Origin of the sequence: Aminobacter aminovorans (assembly GCF_900445235.1) — a bacterium.
Lineage (GTDB): Bacteria > Pseudomonadota > Alphaproteobacteria > Rhizobiales > Rhizobiaceae > Aminobacter > Aminobacter aminovorans.
In genome coordinates, this window is sequence record NZ_UFSM01000001.1 from 2,328,034 (window position 1) to 2,346,025 (window position 17,992).

Below are 17,992 nucleotides of genomic sequence, written 5' to 3' on the forward strand. Positions count from 1 at the left end.
TCAACGCCTCGCCTTCGGATCGAGGATGTCACGCAGGCCGTCACCCAGAAGGTTGAAGCCGAACACCGCAAGGAACATCGCCATGCCAGGCGCCATCGCCGTCCACCAGTAGTCGGGCATGTAGGAGCGCGATACGGACAGCAGCGTGCCCCATTCGGGCGTCGGCGGACGAACGCCGATGCCGATGAAGCCGAGCCCCGCAACGGTCAGGATTGCAAAGCCCATGTCGAGCGACATCTTGACGATGATCGGCGAAACGACGTTGGGCAGGATATGGCGGAAGAGGATGCGCTTGGGCGTGGCCCCAAGCGCTCGGGCAGCGGTGACATAGACCTCCTCTCGCGCCGCCAGCACCTCGCCGCGCACCAGCCGCGCGTAGCCAGGCCACCATGACAGGGCTATGGCGATCACCATGTTGCCGAAACCCGAGCCGAGGGCCGCGGCAATCGCCATGGCGAGGATCAGGCCGGGAATGGTCAGCGTCAGGTCGGTCAGGCGCATGAGCACCTCGTCGACCCAGCCGCGGGCGAAGCCGGCGACAGCGCCTATCAGCGTGCCGATCACCGAACCGATAAGCACGACGCCGAAGCCGGCGAGCACGGACACGGTGGTGCCGGCCATGACCAAGGACAGTACGTCCTGGCCGAGTTCGTTGGTGCCGAAGGGATGCGCCGCCGACGGTGGGATGAAGCGCGCGGCGGTGTCGACACCGCCGGCGGCGTGCTCGGGATAGGGAGCTAGCACGGTGCCGAAGGCGGTGAAGAAGATCACCACGGCAACGATGGCCGCACCGAGCATCGACAGCTTGCTCTGCGAAAAGCGGAACAAGGCGCGGCGCAGCCTATCGCGGCGCGGCGTGGCGAAATCGTCCGCGGTGTTGTGCTCGGTCGTGGTCATGAATAGCGGACCTTGGGGTTGATGACGCCGTAGAGCAGGTCGATGACGAGATTGGCGAAGACGAAGAGCAGGCCGATGACCAGGGCGACGCCGATCACCGGCATCATGTCCTGCGAGACGATGGCCTTGGTGGCGTAGAGGCCGAGGCCGGGCCAGTCGAACACTGTCTCGACCAGCACGGTGCCACCGAGCAGCCAGCCGAAGTAGAGGCCGATCACGGTCAGTGTCGCCGAGACGGCGTTGCGGGCGACGTATTTGGTGATGATCTTGCGCCCGGGCAGGCCCAGCGCGCGTGCCGTCATCACATAGTCCTGCTGCATCACCTCGATCGTCGAGGCACGCATCATGCGCATGATCGTGGCAAGCGGCGACAGCGACATGGCGATGGCCGGCAACGCAAGATGGCGGAGCGACATGAAGAAGGCATTCCAGTTGCCTGCTATCAACGAATCGATGGTCAGGAAACCGGTGACGAAGCGTGGCGGCATGACGATGATCGGCAGGCGGCCGCCGAGCGGCAGCCACATCAGCCACATGGCAAAGCAAAGCTGCAGAAGCAGACCGAGGAAGAAGCGCGGCATCGAGATCGCGCCGATGGCGCCAACCTGGGCGAGGTAGTCTGGCCAGCGGTTGCGCCAGACGGCGGTGACGAGGCCAAGCGGGATGCCGACCGCGACTGCGATGAACATCGCCGCGAAGACGAGTTCGAGGGTCGCGGGAAGATAGGCCTTGATATCGGCGGCGACGGGGCGGCGGGTCAGCAGCGATGTGCCGAGGTCGCCATGGACCAGTCCGGAGACATAGGTGCCGTATTGCACCCAGATCGGCTTATCCAGTCCGTACTCGACGGCGAGTGCAGCAATTTCGGCTTGCGTTGCGTTCGGACCTGCGGCGAGCGCCACCGGATCGCCCGGTAGAAGGCGCGCGATGGCGAACATGATGATCGTCAGTCCGACGATGACCGGAATGAGCAGCAGAAGCCGCCGCAGGATGAAATGCAGCATTGCCGATGTCCTCTGTTTGAAGCTTTGGCGGGCCCGAAAGCCCGCCAAATGTTCGACTTAGCCGAGCGACAGGCCCCAGGCCTCGATCGCGTTGGAGGCGACCGGCGTGAAGTGGTAGTCCTTCACGTTGTCGCGCATGGCGAGCTTGCGACGCTCCAGCACGCCGAAGATGTCCGGCGCGTCTTCGACAATCCTCTTCTGGAATTGGCCGTAGATAGCGGCCCGCTTGGCCGGGTCGTTCTCCTTGCGCCCGGCCTCGATGAGGGCGTCGACTTCCGGGTTTTTGTAGACGGCGTTCTGCCAACCGCCATTGCGCGACGAATGGTACCCGGCGTAGGCAAGATTGTCGGGGTCGCCGTAATTCGCAGTCTGGTACATAGGAAACAGGTCGGGGAAAGTGTCGGGCGACTTGCAGGCGGTGACCATGTCGGGCCAGTTCATCGGCACGATCTCGAGCTCGATGTTGAGTTGCTTGAGGCTGTCGAGCATGATGAGTGCCCAGCGGCGCTGCTGCTCAAGACCGGAGACGTGGTACATCTTGAGCTTGAAGCCGCCTTCCGGCTTGGCCGACTTCGCCATGTACTCCTTCGCCTTGGCGAGGTCGTTACGATATACGGCGAGATCGGGGTTGAAGCCGAGGAGGCCGTTCGCCAGCGGGCCGGTCATCAAGTCGGCATAACCCGCAGCATCGAGGATCGCCGTGTAGTTCGTGGCGTAGGAGATCGCCTTGCGCAGGTTGATGTCGGCGCAGGGGCCGTACTGCGTGTTCATCTTGATCGAGAAGGTGCGGTATTCCGGCTCGATGACGCTGACGACGCCGGGCGCGTTTTTGAGTGAGTCCATGTCCTCGCTGGTGAGGTCGGTGGCGATATGGGCCTCGCCGCGCTGGATCATCAGGCGCTGGGTGGCCGTTTCACGCACGATCTGCCAGATCACGCCCTCGAGGTTGCCGCCGCCGGCCTGCCAGGCTTCGGGCGCGCGAGCCAGCTGGTAGAGCGTGCCGACCTCGAAGCGCGCGACGGCGAACGGACCCGAGCCGGCCGCGTTGGTCATGAGGTAGGTTTCGCCTGAATCACTGCCGAGATTGGCCTCGACCACCGCCTTCTCGACGATGAAGATCCACGGCAGCACCTGCAGGAACGGCGCGAACGGCGTTGCGAGCTTGAACTTGACCGTGCCGGCGTCGACGGCGGTCACGCCTTCCGGGGTGACGATGTCGCGGATCATCCAGGAGTTGCCCTTGGCGAGCTTCAGCGCGCGGGTGAAGGAGTAGACGACGTCGTCTGATGTAACGGCATTGCCGGAGTGGAACTTGGCGGCCTTGTCGAGGACGAAGGTATACTCGGTGCCGTCGGCGCTAACGGTCCAGCTCGCGGCGATGCCGGGGGCTGGCACCGGCGGATTGCCCGAGATCCGCACCAGCGGATCATAGACGTTGCGCATGAAGAACGAGGCGGAGTAGCCCGTCGCGGTATGCGGGTCGAAATTGGGGATGTCCTGGCCGGCGGCGATGATCAGGACGCCGCCCGACTGGGCGAAGAGCTGGCGCGGGAAAACCGTGGTGGCGAGACCCACGCCGGCGAGGGCCAGAAGGCCGCGCCGCGAGATGTTGAACTGGTCAGAGGTCATTGCATTGCTCCTGTCGGATGTCTGGTCGTCATTACAGATGGGCGGCGCTTGTTGGACGGGCGCCGCCGGATCTCGGTGGGGCGGTCAGGCCCAGGCCACGTTCTCCTGCGGCGCCACGGTGCCGGAGGTTCCCGGTTCGTGGCGGTAGTTGAGCGCAACGTGGTCGGGCGTGACGAAGCCAAGCGCGAGGTCGCGAGAGATTGCAGCCGGAGCACGCTCCGCGGAGTTGCCGTAGCCGGAGCCGCCGGCGAGCACGAGCTCCACCACCTGATCGGTCCGGTGCAGCGACACCAGCTCGCCGGTGCCGCAGTCGCGCAGCACGCGGCCGTCGGTGGAGAGCACGCGACCGCGGGCGCCGCCGCCGGCCTGGCCGCCGAACAGGCCGTCGATCGGGTTGTCGACGCCTTCGGGGTAGACCGAGACGAGCATCTCCAGACCATCCTCGTCGCGCTTTCGGAAGCGCACGACCTGGCCGAGACCGCCGCGCATCTTGCCGGCGCCGCCGCTGTCGGCGCGGAACGCCTTCTCCAGCACCAGCACGGGCACGCGGCTTTCCATCAGCTCGATGGAGGTGTTTGCCGCCGAAGTCGGCCAGAGCAGCGAGGAATGGCCGTCGCCGCGCTCGGAGCCACCCTGACCGCCGCCACAGAAGAGCATGTCCGAATAGAACTGCCCGTCCTTGGTCTGGCCGTAGACATTCGCAGCAACCGCGAGGCCGGTGAAGGACTGCACCATTTCGGGTGAGGCCGAGGCGAGTGCCGCGAAGATGTTCGGCGCGAGATACCAGCCGGTGCGGGTACGCAGGTTCACGGCCGCCGGGTAGGTTGGGTTCAGGATAGAACCTTCTGGCGCCGTCACCGTGAACGGACGATAGCAACCGGCATTGCCGCGCACCGCAGGCGTCAGCATGCACTTCAGCGGGTAGGTCGCATGGGCTGCCGTGTAGTTAAGCGTCGAGTTGAGACCACCCTGCGGCAGCTGCGGCGGGGCGCCGTCGAAATCGACCGTGATGCTGTCGCCTTCGACCTTGACCAGAACCGGGTAGGTGATGGTCTCGCCGAGCGGGTTGTTGGTGATGACCGAGCGATACTCGCCATCGGGCAGTGCGCGGATTGCGTCGCGCATGGCCTTTTCCGACAGACCCTGCACCACTTCGGCAAGGGCACCGAGGTCATGCATGCCATAGTCGTGCATGAAGGCGTCGAGCCGCTCTGCGCCGAGCTTGTTGGCTGCGACGAAGGAGAAGATGTCGCCCAGTACCTGCTCGCCATTGCGGACGTTCTGGCGGATGAGCTGGATCAGCGTCTCGTTGGGCCTTCCCTCCTCGAAGATCTTCATCGGCGGGATTTGCAGGCCCTCCTCGTAGATCTCGCGGGCATGCAGCGAGTCCTTGGTGCCACCGATGTCTGAGACGTGGCCGACGGTGCCCATCAGCCCGACGAGCTTGCCGTTTCGGAAGGCCGGCGTGACGATGGCGATGTCGAAGAGATGGCCGGCGCAGAGCCACGGATCGTTGGTGATCAGCACGTCGCCCGGCTTGAGCGTCTCTGCCGGGTAGCGCGCCAGCAGCGCCTTGACTGCACGCGGCAGCGTCAGATTGAACACCGGCATGGCGCGCGGGCTGTGGGCCAACGTCTCGCCGTCCTTGTCGAGCAGTTCGCAGGCAAAGTCCTGCGCCTCGGCGATGACGAGCGAGAAGGCGGTGCGGCAGACGGTGAGCCACATCTCCTCGACGACGTTGACGAGACGCGACCACATGATCTCGAGGCCGATCGGGTCGCCCTTGATGCGAGCGACTGCCTCGGCGCGCGTCATGTCGTCGGTGACGAAGGCATCGGCTGCCTTGAGTGCGCCCACCTGCACGCAGAGGTTCTGGCCGGCGTCGATGGTGACGCTGTCGGACGGGCCGACGACGGTTGTGGACTCACGCTCCTCGATGATTGCCGGACCGGGGATGGTGTCGCCGCTCCGCAGGGCGTAGCGGTCGTAGACGGCCGTCTCGAACTTGCCTTCGTCGAACCAGCAGATGCGGTGACCCTTGATCCGGGCTGCAGTATCGCCGCCGCCCGTGGCGCCGGTGAGCGACAGCTGCGGCGTGGGGCCGGCGACGCGAACGCGGAAATTGACGGATTCGAAGCGCGCGCCCTCGAAAGGCTCGGCATAGCGGGCGGAATAGGCGCGAACAAAGGCCTCGCGAATGGCGGGCAGGTCGGCTTCGCCGAGTGTCGATGTGGGGAGCTGCACGCTGATGTCGTGCATCTGGCCGACGAGGCGCATGTCGGCGCTGCGTTCGACCACGATGTCGGCTGCTGCAATGCCGGAGCGGGTGAGCTGGTGGCGACCCTCGTCTTCGAGGGCCGTCAAAACACCATTGACGGCGTCCGTGTCAAAACCTGATTTCAGCTCGACACGCAGCGACCGCACGCCTTCGAAGGACAGGGGGGCTGCGAGGAAGCCGAGCGCAGATGCGGCACCCGATGCCGGCGGGATCAGCACGGAGCTGATGCCCATGGCACGCGCCACGTCGACAGCGTGTGCCGGACCGGCGCCACCGAAACCGACCATGGAGTATTCGCGCGGATCCTTGCCGCGCTCGACAAGGTGGACGCGCGCCGCCGAAGCCATGCTCTCGACGACGACCTTGTGGATGCCGAGTGCTGCTTCCTCGATGGTCAGGTTCAGCGGCTCAGCCACGCGCGCAATGGCAGCGCGTGCGGCCTCGAGGTCGAGCTTCATGCGACCGCCGAGGAAGAAGTTGGGATCGTAGTAGCCAAGCGTGAGATTGGCGTCGGTCACCGTCGGCTGCTTGCCGCCCATGCCGTAGCAGGCCGGGCCTGGGTCGGAGCTCGCGGAATGAGGCCCGACTTTCAACAGGCCGACATCGTCGATGGCGGCGATCGAACCGCCGCCGGCGCCGATCTCGATCATCTCGATGACGGGGGCCTTGATCGGCAGGCCGGAGCCCTTGACAAAGCGGTGGACGCGCGCGGCCTCCATCATCGGCGAGATCTCGGCGCGGCCGTCCTCGATCATGCAGGCCTTGGCAGTGGTGCCGCCCATGTCGAAGGAAATGACGTCGGACAGGCCGGCCGCCTTGCCGAACAGCGCAGTGGCGAGACCGCCGCCCGCCGGGCCGCTTTCCAGCAAACGGATCGGGAAGTCGCGTGCAGTTTCCAGCGACATCAGGCCGCCGGCGGAATGCATCAGACGCAGCGCGCCGGCAAAGCCCGCGCCGCGCAGCGACTTCTCGAGCTTGGTCAGGTAGCGGTGCATCAAAGGCTGCACGAAGGCGTTCGCGCAGGTCGTGACAATGCGCTGGTACTCGCCCATTTCGGCGACGACCTCGCTCGAGATCGAGATCGACAGCTCGGGGAAGGCGGCGCGGATGATATCGGCGGCGCGGCGCTCATGCGCCGAATTGGCATAGGAATGCATGAAGGCGATGGCCACCGCCTCGCAGCCCTGCGCGACAAGCGCCTTGGCGGCCTGCAGGACCTGTGCTTCGTCGAGCGCGGTTTCCACCTCACCCGAAGCGTTCATGCGCTCGTCGACCTCGAGGCGCAGGTCGCGGCTGACCATCGGATCGGGGAAGGAGACGAACAGGTCATAGATGTCGTAACGCTGCTCAGTTCCCATTTCGAGCAGGTCGCGGAAGCCGCGCGTCGTGATCAGACCGACAGGCGCGCCCTTGCGTTCGATGACCGCATTGGTGACCAGCGTGGTGCCGTGGACGATCTCGCTGACGTCGCTGTGCTTGATGCTCTGCAGGTCCAGCAGTTCCTGCAGGCCAAGGAGCGCGGCCTGGGACGGATCGTGCGGCGTGGTCAGCCGCTTGTGCAGCGTGACGGAATGGTTCTGGCTGTCATAGAGCACGAAGTCGGTGAAGGTTCCACCAATGTCGAACCCGACGCGCCAGCGGTTGGGCAGATCACTCATTACTGATGTCCTTTTTCTTCAAATCCTGGGGGCGACGAAGGCGCTGTCGCCCAGGTCCTCGGCGATGCGGGCCGCTCCCTTGGCGAGGGCAGCGATCATCTCGTCGCGGCCTTTGATGTCCACGAGTGCGTGGGGGTAGACGATGCAGAGGCTGACGGCTTCGTCGGTGCGCGGGTCGGCGACCGAAATGGCGATGGCGTCGACGCCGGGCGTGGCCTCCTGGCTCGAATAGGCGAAGCCCTGGTGCCGCACTTTCGAGAGCTGCTCGCTCAGATCATGCAGTGCGCTGTGCCCGGCGTAGAGTGTATGCACAGCTTCCTCGCCTAGCCGCGCCAGCAGCGAGCGTCCGGTGGCACTGAGATGGGCGGGCAGGCGCCGGCCGATGTTGCTGACGACGCGCAGCGCGTTGGTGCCCTGGAAGTCGGCCACAGCGGTGACTTCCTTGCCATCGCGGACGGAGATGTAGCCGGTGTGGCCATAAGTTGCGCTGGCTTCGGCGACCACTTCGCTGGCGCGGCCGATCAGCAGCGAGGAACGACGGTAGGCCGCGGCAAGGTCGAGCATCAGACGGCCCGGGCGATGCCGGTGGCTGTCGCCGATCGTCTCCAGCATGTTCGCCTCGCGCATCGCCTTCAACAGGCGCGACGCATTGGCCTTCGGCATGCCGAGCAGCCTTACGACGTCCGAAACCGTGAGGTCGGGACAGTCGTTGCCGAAGCACCTCAGCACATCCGCGGCATTGTTCAGGACCGACATTGCTCCTCCGAGTCGTTCCATTAAATGGAACTCAAGTTCCACTTTATGCAACTAATGCCTTCGCCTGCTCATTGGGTCAAGCTCAAAAATGAGCCGACTTTCCGATGCCGGCGCGCAGGCGGCATCACGGATCGCAAAGGCAATGCTCCGCCCATCCCGGCAGCTATGCCGGGATCGAGCGAAGTCCTCAGATCAAGAAGTTGATTTTATTGGCGCAGTCGCCTCAGGCGGCGCCGCGCACTTCGACGAGTCGGGCCAGCAGGCTGGCGCCGACGGGCAGGATCGTGTCGTCGAAAATGAATCCGGAATTATGCAGCGGAACGGTTCCGCCATGCCCCAGATTGAAGAAGGCACCCGGAACCACGCGCAGGAGGTCGGCCATGTCCTCCGATCCCATGGTCAGTTCGGCGTTTGGCTGTGCCTTGTCGCCGACGATCTGCTGGGCCACCTCGATGAGGTTGCCGACCCGCTCCGGATCGTTGGACAGCACGTCGAAGATGTTGCGGATATCGGCGACGATCTCAATCTCATGGGCGAGCGCGAAGCCGGCGCAGAGCTTCCGGATGCGGTTTTCGATCATCACACCGTCGGCGTCGTCGAAATAGCGGAAGGTGCCGCGCAGCACCGCCGTTTCCGGAATGACGTTGTAGGCGGAGCCGGCATGGAACTGCGTGACCGAAACGACGGCGGGATGCGTCGGGTCGGTGTTGCGCGACACGATCTCCTGCATCTCCTTGATCAGGCCGGAGCCGATGGTGATGGGATCGCGGCTGGCCTGGGGCATGGCCCCGTGGCTGCCGCGCCCATGGATCGTGATGTCGAAGAAGCTGGCGCCGGCTTGAGCCTTGCCCGGCCGGATCGTCAGTTGGGAGTGTCCCTGGTAAGGCGAATTGTGCATTCCGTAGAGCTCGTCGCAGGGGAAGCGGTCGAACAGGCCGTCGCGGAGCATGGCGCGCGCACCGCCGAGACCTTCCTCCGCCGGCTGGAAGATCAGCACGGCGCGACCTGAGAAATCGCGATTGCCGGCTAGGTAGCGCGCAGCACCAAGCAGCATGGTGGTATGCCCGTCATGTCCGCAGCCATGGAACACGCCGGGATTCTCCGAGGCGTAGGGCAGGTTGGTCAGCTCATCCATCGGCAGGGCGTCCATATCGGCGCGTAAGCCGATGCTGCGCCCCGGCCGTGCACCGTCTATGACGCCCACAAGGCCGGTGCCGCCGATGCCGCGCTCGACGGTGACGCCCCAACTGGCAAGCAGATCCGCCACGCGCTGCGAGGTGCGATGCTCCTCGAAGCCGAGTTCAGGATGCTGGTGAAAATCCTGGCGTATCGCGGTGAGATCGTCGGCGAACTGGGCAATCTGTTCAATTACAGGCATGGCGAACCGTCTTTCGTGGCTTTGGCCCGTCAGTGGCACTGGCGTCTTGTGAAGGCAAGCGTTTCGTCCTAGGCCTCGAAGATGTGAAAGCCGGCGCGGGTCGACCGACCAACGGCGCCGACACTCCAGGTTGAGCCGCCGGAAAGAGGAAAAGATGTCAGTACAGACGATCGAGACGATTGCCGAAGAAGCCGGGCGGTGGCGCCGCCACCTCCACCAGAATCCCGAGCTTCTTTTCGATCTGCCGGCGACGTCAGCCTTTGTCGCCGACAAGCTGAGGTCGTTCGGCTGTGACGAGGTGGTCACCGGCATTGCCACGTCGGGCGTCGTCGCTGTGGTGAAGGGAAAGCTGGGCGCCGGTCGCGCAATCGGCCTGCGCGCCGACATGGATGCGCTGCCGATCGCCGAGCAGACCAACCTGGCCCATGCGTCGAAGAACCCGGGCAAGATGCATGCCTGCGGTCATGACGGTCACACGGCGATGCTGCTCGGTGCTGCACGCCACCTTGCCTCGACGAGGGATTTTGCCGGCACGGCAGTGCTCATCTTCCAACCGGCCGAGGAGGGCGGCGCCGGCGGTCGCGTCATGCTCGAGGAGGGGCTGCTTGAGCGATTCGGCATCGAGGAGGTGTTCGGCATGCACAACGAACCGGGCCTGCCTGTCGGTTCCTTTGCCATCCGGCCGGGCCCGATGCTGGCCGCCGCCGATCGCTTCGTCGTCAAGCTGAACGGCAAGGGTTCGCATGCTGCTTCGCCGCATGAATCGCGTGATCCCGTGCTGACCGCTGCGCATCTGGTGACGGCGCTGCAATCGATCGCCTCGCGCAACGTCGATCCCTTCGATCCCGTAGTCGTCTCGGTCACCTATCTCACCGGCGGCAGCGAGGCCGCACTCAACGTTATCCCTGAGCAGGCCGTCGTCGGCGGCACGATCCGAACGATCAATCCGCAGACGCGCAAGGCCGTCGAGCAGCGTTTCAAGGACATCGTCGCCAACACCGCGCGCCTGTTCGAAGCCCAGGCCGAGATCGATTGGCGCCCCGGCTACCCAGTGACCGTCAACGACCCGGAGATGACCAAGGCAGCGATTTCAGTCGCCTCTGATGTCGCCGGCGCCGACAAGGTCAACGGCAACTGCCAGTGCACGATGGGCGCGGAGGACTTCTCCTACATGCTCGAAAAGCGCCCCGGCGCAATCATCTGGCTGGGCAACGGCGACTCCGCCGGACTACACAATCCGGCCTATGACTTCAATGATGGCGCAATCGTCCATGGCATCAACTACTGGACGACGCTGGTCAGCGAAAGACTGGCGAACCGCGGCTAGACGATCGACGGCGGCCGCAGAACTCCCCTTGAAGAGCAACAGACGCCGACAGGCAACCTCACCCAACGTCAGGATGAAGCTCGGCACCGACCTGCCGTTGCGCGTCGTGCACGCTCTCGGCGTGCGCTTCGTCGGGGCTGAAGTTTGCCTGACTGCCGTCAGACCAGATGGGCGAGCTGGGCTCCGGCTTCGTACCAGGCTTCGCGGCTCCGGCGGAACGGAGCGGGCGTCACCTCGGAGATCGGCAGGGGCAGGTCGGCGTATGTCTTCTCGCCCGTGATAAGCAGCGCGAGTTCGCGGCCGAACACCGTGCCGGGGGCGATGCCGCGGCCGTTGTAGCCGGAGAAACCGACGGCATAGGGGCCGAATGTGTGGAACCTCGGCAAGGCATCGCCGGTCATGCCGATCTGCCCGTACCATTCGTGCTCGAAGGCAATGTCGCCAAGTTCGGGATAGAGCCTGGACAAGGCGCGCCGGGCCCAGGCCTTGTGAATGGCGGTGCCGGAATTGCGCAGCGCGCCGACGCTACCGAACACCAGTCGCCCGGCGTGATCCAGTCTGAAGGAGGACAGGATGGTCTTGGTGTCCCACACGCCTTCCCGCCGAGGCAGGATCTTGCGCAGCAGCTCTGGCGAGAGCGGTTGGGTTGCCAGGTTGAAATAGGGCAGGTGGACCTGCTCGGTGCGCACCATCTGCCACGGGCCGGTGCTGTAGGCATCGGTCGCGACAACGACCCAGTCGGCATCGACCGTGCCCCCGGGCGTCGTAATGCGCCAGCGTTCGCCCTGCCGCTCGGCCGAGGTGACGGGGCTTGATGTGTGCAGAGTTGCGCCCGCATTCATGACGGCCATGGCCAATCCGCGCGCATAGGCCAGCGGCTGCAGCGTTCCCGCCCGCGCATCATGCAGGGCGCCGAGATAGGCCGAGGTGCCGAGCCGTACTGCCGTTTCCGTGGCGTCGAGCAGCTTGACCGGCGCCCCGCGTTTTTGCCATTGCGCCTCGCGTTCCTTGATCTCGGCGAGGCCTGAAGCGCCGACGGCGCAGTGCAGCGTGCCATTGCGCTCCAGCTCGCAGTCGATGCCGTGCTTGTCGATCAGCGCCATGACCTGCGCCGGTCCTTCGCCGAGCAATTCGAGCAGCCGCTCGCCGTGATCGGTCCCGAGCGCCGCGGCGACGTCGTCGGGTGCGAGCCACAGGCCGGCATTGATCAGGCCGACATTGCGGCCGGCGCCGCCAAAGCCGATCTCCCTGCCTTCCAGCACCACGACCCGTCGGCCGGCCTCAGCAAGGTGCAGCGCGCAGGACATGCCGGTGTAGCCGCCGCCGACAATGACGATATCGGTCGATAGGTGCCTGCTGAGCGCCGACGTTGCCGGTGCCACTGGTGCCGTTGCTTCCCAGAGCCCATGCGAGCGCGGCCCATGGGAATGTGGCTTACGGGTGCTGAGCATCGGCAGGGGTCCGTGGCTGCAGGTTGCTGGGAAGAGATTGGCCCGGCTCGGAACGTTGAAGCCTGAGCCAGGGCCGTTCTTCGGACAGCGCCGCCCGCGTTTGCGGACGGCGCTTGAAGTCATGTGGTTGATGCCGCCGCCGATGATTTCACATCTTAGTCGATGTCGAAGCTGACGCCCTGGGCGAGCGGCAGCGCCTTGGAGTAGTTCACCGTGTTGGTGGCGCGGCGCATGTAGGCGCGCCAGGCGTCCGAACCGCTCTCGCGGCCGCCGCCGGTCTCCTTCTCGCCGCCGAACGCGCCGCCGATCTCGGCGCCCGAGGTGCCGATGTTGACATTGGCGATGCCGCAGTCCGAACCCTCGACCGAGAGGAAGCGCTCGGCTTCCTGCAGGTCAAGCGTGAAGATCGACGACGACAGGCCGGCGCCGACAGCATTGTGCAGTTCGAGCACCTGGTCGAAGTCGGAGTACTTCATGGCATAGAGGATCGGCGCGAATGTCTCTTCCAGCACCGGGCCTGTCTGGCCGGGCATCTCGACAAGTGCCGGCTTGACGTAATAGGCGCCGTCATGACCCTGGTCGACGCGCATGCCGCCGGTGATGGCGCCGCCGCTTTCGGCGGCGTGCTTGAGCGCCTTCTGCATGCCGTCGAAGGCCGCCTTGTCGATCAGCGGACCGACGAGGGCCGAGCTTTCCAGCGGGCTGCCGACCGAGACGCTGTCATAGGCCTTCTTCAGCCGCGGCACGAGCTGGTCGTAGACGCTGTCATGGACGAACAGGCGGCGCATGGTGGTGCAGCGCTGGCCGGCGGTGCCCATGGCGCCGAAGGCGATGGCGCGCAGCGCCATGTCGAGATTGGCCGAGGGGCAGACGATGCCGGCATTGTTGCCGCCGAGCTCGAGGATGGCGCGGGCAAAACGCTTGGCAAGGCGGGGGCCGACGTCGCGGCCCATGCGGGTCGAGCCTGTGGCCGAGACAAGCGGCACCTTGGGGTGGTCGACAAGCACCTCGCCGATGGCGCGGTCGCCGATCAGCAGCTGCGACAGGCCTTCGGGCGCATCAGCGCCGAAGCGCTTGGCGGCGCGTTCGAAGATCGCCTGGCAGGCAAGGGCCGTCAGCGGCGTCTTTTCCGACGGCTTCCAGACCACCGAATTGCCGCAGACAAAGGCAAGGGCCGCATTCCACGACCACACCGCGACGGGGAAGTTGAAGGCCGAGATGACGCCGACGACGCCGAGCGGATGCCAGGTTTCCATCATGCGATGGCCCGGACGCTCGGTGGCGATGGTCAGACCATAGAGCTGGCGCGACAGGCCGACGGCGAAGTCGCAGATGTCGATCATTTCCTGGACTTCGCCGAGGCCTTCCGACGGGATCTTGCCGACCTCGATCGAGACCAGGCGGCCGAGATCGGCCTTGGCCGCACGCAGCTCTTCGCCGAGCAGGCGTACCAGTTCGCCGCGCTTCGGCGCCGGCACGTTGCGCCAGGTCTTGAAGGCGGCATCGGCGCGGCCGATGACAGCACCGGCTTCTTCAGTCGAGATCGACTTCAGCGCGCCGATCTGATCACCCGTCACCGGGCTGCGCACGATCAGGTCGCCGCCGCCGAAAGCAGCAGCCGCAACACCCAGCCGTTCCAGAAGAGCGGCGGTTTCCTTTGCTAACGTCATGATTTTATCCTTCCATTTGTCGCATTCGTTCAGGCGCTTTGCGCCAGGGATCAGTCAAGCCGCGTCGAGCCAAGCGGGCCCGGCGCTGTCGCCTGCTTGAGCTGGGCGGCCATCGATTTCAGTTTCTCCGGCGTGTAGCGATCGTAGAAATGCTGGTTGCGGCGGCCGAGGCCGTGCTCGGCGCTGAAGCTTGCAGCGTGTTCCTCGACAGATATCGAGATCACCCGGTCGCGCAACGCATCGACCCGCGTCGCATCGACCGAGCCGTCGGCTTGGCGTGGAACGACGAGATTGAAATGCACGCCGCCGTCGCCGACATGGCCGAAGTCACAGATCTCGACGTCAGGGAATTCGCTCACCAGGATTTCGCGCATCCGGGCGCGAAACGGCATCACGCCGCCACGGGCGAAGGAGAGATCGAGGCCGACGACGTAGCCGGCCGATTTCACGCCTTCAGAGAGGGCATGCCGGAGCGCCCACATCTCCTGCGGCGGGCCCATAAAGGCATCGGCCAGAGGTTCGTCTGCCATGTTCCAGATCTCGGCCAGCACCTCTTCGAGCACGGCCTCCAGCGGCTGCTCGCTGGCGCGCCGCGGCCAGGACCGCGACACTTCGGCGAGGATGACGTAGTCTGGCACCGCGCCGCCCGGGAACGGATTGCGCAGCGCTTCGACATGGGCGAGCGTGCGGCCGATGGCTGCGCCCGACATGCCTTCGAAGGCGCTGAGATAGGTGCCGAGCTGCTCTTCCATCGCGTTGAGCAGGACGGTCACATGTCCGGGCGAGCGTGGCACCAGATAGGCGGTCGCTGCCTGCTGCGGCAGCCTTTCCAGGTTGAATGTGCATTCGGTGACAACGCCGAAGGCACCTGACGTGCCGACGAAATGCTGCTTCCAGTCGACGCCGGTATTGTCCTTGCGCAGTCCGGCGCCCAGATCCACCACGGTACCCGCTGCGTCGCCGAGAACCACCCTCAGCGCGAGCGTGTTGCGGCGCACGTCGCCGAAACGCAGGAAGCGCGCGCCTCCGGTGTTGGTCGCGACCATGCCGCCAGCCATCGGATCAGCGCCCAGGTCGATCGGAAAGAACAGGCCGTATGGCTCGAGCCGGGCATTGATCTCGGACAGGCGGAAGCCGGCATCGACGCGCAAGCTGCGGTTGTCGAGATCGAGTTCGAAGGTGGAGCGCAGGCGCTCCAGGCTCAGCACGCCCTGGGTGCCGCTCGCATCCGGTGTCGAGCCGGCGACGAGGCCGGTGTTGCCGGACTGCGGCACCAGCGGTATCGCATGGCGCGCGCAATAGGCGACAACGGTCGAGACGACCTCGGTTGACCCCGGCCGCGCGACGAAGGCAGCGCGCCCGCTGTCATAGCGGGCGCCTTTCTCGTAGCGGGCCATGTCGGCTTCGTCGGTCAAAAGCCCACCTGGGCCGAGCAGGGCACCGAGCTTGTCGATGTGTTCGCGCGCCAGCATGCTTGGTCAGGCCGCGTCCGAAAACGCCTTCAGCGTGGCAAGACAGCGCTCGATCGATGCCCGCTCGATGCCGGCATAGTGCTCAAACTCGTTGAGAACGGCAGCACCCAGCGCTTTTTCGAACAGGCGCTGGTTGGGGCTGGCGGCGAACTCCTGCACAGCGTCGTCACCCAGATTGGACTGGAAGATACCGGCGGCCGAGACAGGCAGGAAGTCCTCGTAGACAATTGCGTCGAAACGCACCGCACCGGCGGCAATCAGGGTTTCGATGTCGCTGCCGCGCGCACCGGCGACTGCGTCGTCGACGGTGTAGAGGAAGTAGCCGAGCCCGGCCTTGCGCATGGCATTCCAGTCGTCGGGGAAAGCGGCGAAGCTCTGGGCGAGCGCTGCGCGGTAGGCATCCGCATTCGAGCCGTCCGGAGCAGGGCGAACCGTGGCGCGAGCCTGGTTCAGCAGCTTGTCGTAGAGCGCGCGCCCTTTCGGGGTCAGTGCTATGCCACGCTGCTCGATCTCGCCGAACCGCGCCGTGTGCGAGCCGGTCTGGAGGCTGCCGTTTTCGTCAGGAAATGAAACGCGCTCCTCGACTGCCTTGAACGAGGTCTGGCGCAAAAGGATGGGGCAATCACGGCTCGGCGGGCCTTCGACAATGGCCTTGGGCACGATGCCGCGCATCGGCATCTGGGCCTGCACGGCGTCGATATCCAGCGTGCGCGGCGTCAAATGGTTGATGTGCGGACCCTTGAACGAGACGACGTCGGCGATGAGGCGATGCGTATCGTGCAGCCTGGCATAGAGCGCCCGGTCGACGCTTGCTTCACTGTGCCAGCGGAACGTGTCGAGCACTTCAGTGACGAACAGGCCGGCATCTTCATGGGAAAGGCCGCCGTCACGCTCGGCCTTGCCGACGAGCGCTGCGGCCGCGTCGGAAAAGATCTGCCTGCGGGCAAGCGTCTTTTCGGCCGTCGCGCGCAGGCCTTTGTCGGCGATCAGGTCGAGCCGCAAAAGCGAGGTGAACACCCGGAACGGGTTGAACTTGAGCGAGGCTTCGCCGACGGGCCGAAAGGCGGTCGAATGCACCGGCACGCCGGCTTCGCTGAGATCGTAGTAGCCGACCGGGAACATGCCCATCACGGCGAACACACGACGCATCATGGCAAGCTCGGCTTCGGTGCCGAGGCGGATGGCGCCATGGCGCTCCTCGCTGATGCGGTCGAGCGTCTCCGTCGCCTCCAGGCTGGCGCGGAGGTTCGGCTCTCCGGCGAGGGTCGCTGCGTTGACGTCGGCGACCAGGGTCATCAGCGTGCCATAGGCCGGCACTTCATCGCGGTACATGGCCGACATGGCCGCCGAGAAGGCGGCGCGTATGGCGTCTGGCGACATGAATGGAGACGGAGACATTCGAACCCTCTGTTTTCACCTTCGGCATGAGCGACTTCATGCTTCGGTAATGTTATATCCGGTTCTATCGGCGCTGAATTGTGCTGAATCCATCTAAGTTGATGCGAAAACAGAATGACTGCTGCGCGTACGCTCCTTCCTGATCTGGGTAAGCTGCAGGCCTTCGAGGCCGCCGCCCGCCATGGCAACGTTACGCTGGCCGGGCGCGAGCTCAATCTCTCGCAAAGTGCCGTCAGCCGGCAGATCCGCGACCTCGAGGCCCAGCTCGGTCTGCTTCTGTTCGAACGGGTGCGTCAGCGCGTGGTGCTGTCGGCGGCCGGCCAGAAATTCCTGCCCGACGCCCGCAAGCTGCTCGAACAGGGCGAGGCGGCGATGCTGAGGGCGATGGCAAGCTCAGGTGTGTCGCTGCTCAGCCTCGCCACCTTGCCGACCTTCGGCAGCCGCTGGCTGGTGCCTCGGCTGCCGGGATTCCTGAAAACCCATCCCGGGATCGCGCTGAATGTGGTGTCGCGTTCGGAGCAGTTCGACCTCGAGGAGCAGGGGTTTGACGCGGCGATCCACTATGGCCAGCCGGTCTGGGCAAACGCCGTGTGCCGCTACATTTGCCGAGAAGTCATCGTGCCGGCTGCAAGCCCAGCTTTTCTCGCCGACCGCGATATCGGCTCGCCGGAAGCACTGGCGCATGCGCCGCTGCTGAACATGGCCACCCGTCCCAAGGCGTGGGCGAACTGGTTCCAGGTCGCGGGCATCGAGGCCCAAGGCGCTTATCAGGGCCATCGCTTCGATCAGTTCACCATGCTGATCGAAGCTGCTGTCGCCGGTTTGGGGGTGGCGCTTCTGCCGCTCTATCTCGTCGAAAGCGAACTGCGCGACGGCAAGCTGCAGGTCGTGCTCGACATGCCGCTGCAGACCGAAAAGAGCTACTACTTCGTGGTTCCCGAACGAAAGGCGGCCGGGGCGCTGACCAACCAGCTGTTCGACTGGATCGTCGGTCAGGTGACGCCCCAGGCGTGAGGCTGCACGGCAGGCGCCGTCCCGGCCCGTGCGTTCCGTGTGCGAACGCCTGGGCTTTCA

The 17,992-nt window shown here is 65.3% G+C and carries 12 protein-coding genes; 2 read left to right on the forward strand and 10 right to left on the reverse strand.

Annotated features, from left to right (window positions below):
• The 6 genes from DY201_RS11475 to DY201_RS11500 form a co-directional block, all read right to left on the reverse strand.
• A complete protein-coding gene (locus tag DY201_RS11475) occupies positions 1-897 on the reverse strand; it encodes an ABC transporter permease (protein WP_115731306.1) in 897 nt (298 codons plus the stop codon).
• Positions 894-1,901, reverse strand: coding sequence for an ABC transporter permease (locus tag DY201_RS11480; protein ID WP_115731307.1), 1,008 nt, complete (start codon positions 1,899-1,901; stop codon positions 894-896). Before DY201_RS11480 ends, DY201_RS11475 begins: the two co-directional genes overlap by 4 nt.
• Positions 1,902-1,958: 57 nt before the next feature.
• Complete coding sequence (locus DY201_RS11485) at positions 1,959-3,530, reverse strand: ABC transporter substrate-binding protein (protein WP_115731308.1); 1,572 nt, start codon at positions 3,528-3,530, stop codon at positions 1,959-1,961.
• Positions 3,531-3,614: 84 nt separating this feature from the next.
• Positions 3,615-7,466, reverse strand: a complete 3,852-nt coding sequence (locus DY201_RS11490) for a hydantoinase B/oxoprolinase family protein (RefSeq protein WP_115731309.1) — start codon at positions 7,464-7,466, stop codon at positions 3,615-3,617.
• 18 nt (positions 7,467-7,484) lie between these two features.
• Positions 7,485-8,222 carry an IclR family transcriptional regulator gene (locus tag DY201_RS11495; protein WP_115731310.1) on the reverse strand — a complete coding sequence of 246 codons (738 nt, stop codon included), beginning with the start codon at positions 8,220-8,222 and terminating at the stop codon, positions 7,485-7,487.
• A 223-nt stretch (positions 8,223-8,445) separates the two neighbouring features.
• Positions 8,446-9,600 carry a M20 aminoacylase family protein gene (locus DY201_RS11500; protein WP_115731311.1) on the reverse strand — a complete coding sequence of 385 codons (1,155 nt, stop codon included), beginning with the start codon at positions 9,598-9,600 and terminating at the stop codon, positions 8,446-8,448.
• Between the two features lie 154 nt (positions 9,601-9,754).
• Between DY201_RS11500 and DY201_RS11505 the strand changes: the two genes are divergently transcribed.
• Entirely contained in the window at positions 9,755-10,927 is a 1,173-nt protein-coding gene (locus DY201_RS11505; protein ID WP_115731312.1) for a M20 aminoacylase family protein, read from the forward strand.
• 158 nt (positions 10,928-11,085) lie between these two features.
• Here DY201_RS11505 and DY201_RS11510 read toward each other — a convergent pair whose 3' ends face one another.
• The 4 genes from DY201_RS11510 to hglS form a co-directional block, all read right to left on the reverse strand.
• Positions 11,086-12,378, reverse strand: a complete 1,293-nt coding sequence (locus DY201_RS11510) for an NAD(P)/FAD-dependent oxidoreductase (protein WP_115733736.1) — start codon at positions 12,376-12,378, stop codon at positions 11,086-11,088.
• 155 nt (positions 12,379-12,533) lie between these two features.
• The gene (gene amaB / locus DY201_RS11515; protein ID WP_115731313.1) at positions 12,534-14,048 is read right to left on the reverse strand and encodes an L-piperidine-6-carboxylate dehydrogenase; all 1,515 of its coding nucleotides are present in this window, start codon (positions 14,046-14,048) and stop codon (positions 12,534-12,536) included.
• 50 nt (positions 14,049-14,098) lie between these two features.
• A complete protein-coding gene (locus DY201_RS11520; RefSeq protein WP_115731314.1) occupies positions 14,099-15,520 on the reverse strand; it encodes an FAD-binding oxidoreductase in 1,422 nt (473 codons plus the stop codon).
• A gap of 6 nt (positions 15,521-15,526) precedes the next feature.
• On the reverse strand, positions 15,527-16,918 hold the full coding sequence (gene hglS, locus DY201_RS11525; protein WP_115731315.1) for a 2-oxoadipate dioxygenase/decarboxylase HglS: 1,392 nt from the start codon (positions 16,916-16,918) through the stop codon (positions 15,527-15,529).
• Between the two features lie 114 nt (positions 16,919-17,032).
• Here hglS and DY201_RS11530 point away from each other — a divergent pair, with 114 nt between their 5' ends.
• A complete protein-coding gene (locus DY201_RS11530) occupies positions 17,033-17,932 on the forward strand; it encodes a LysR family transcriptional regulator (RefSeq protein ID WP_115731316.1) in 900 nt (299 codons plus the stop codon).
• Positions 17,933-17,992: the final 60 nt, after the last annotated feature.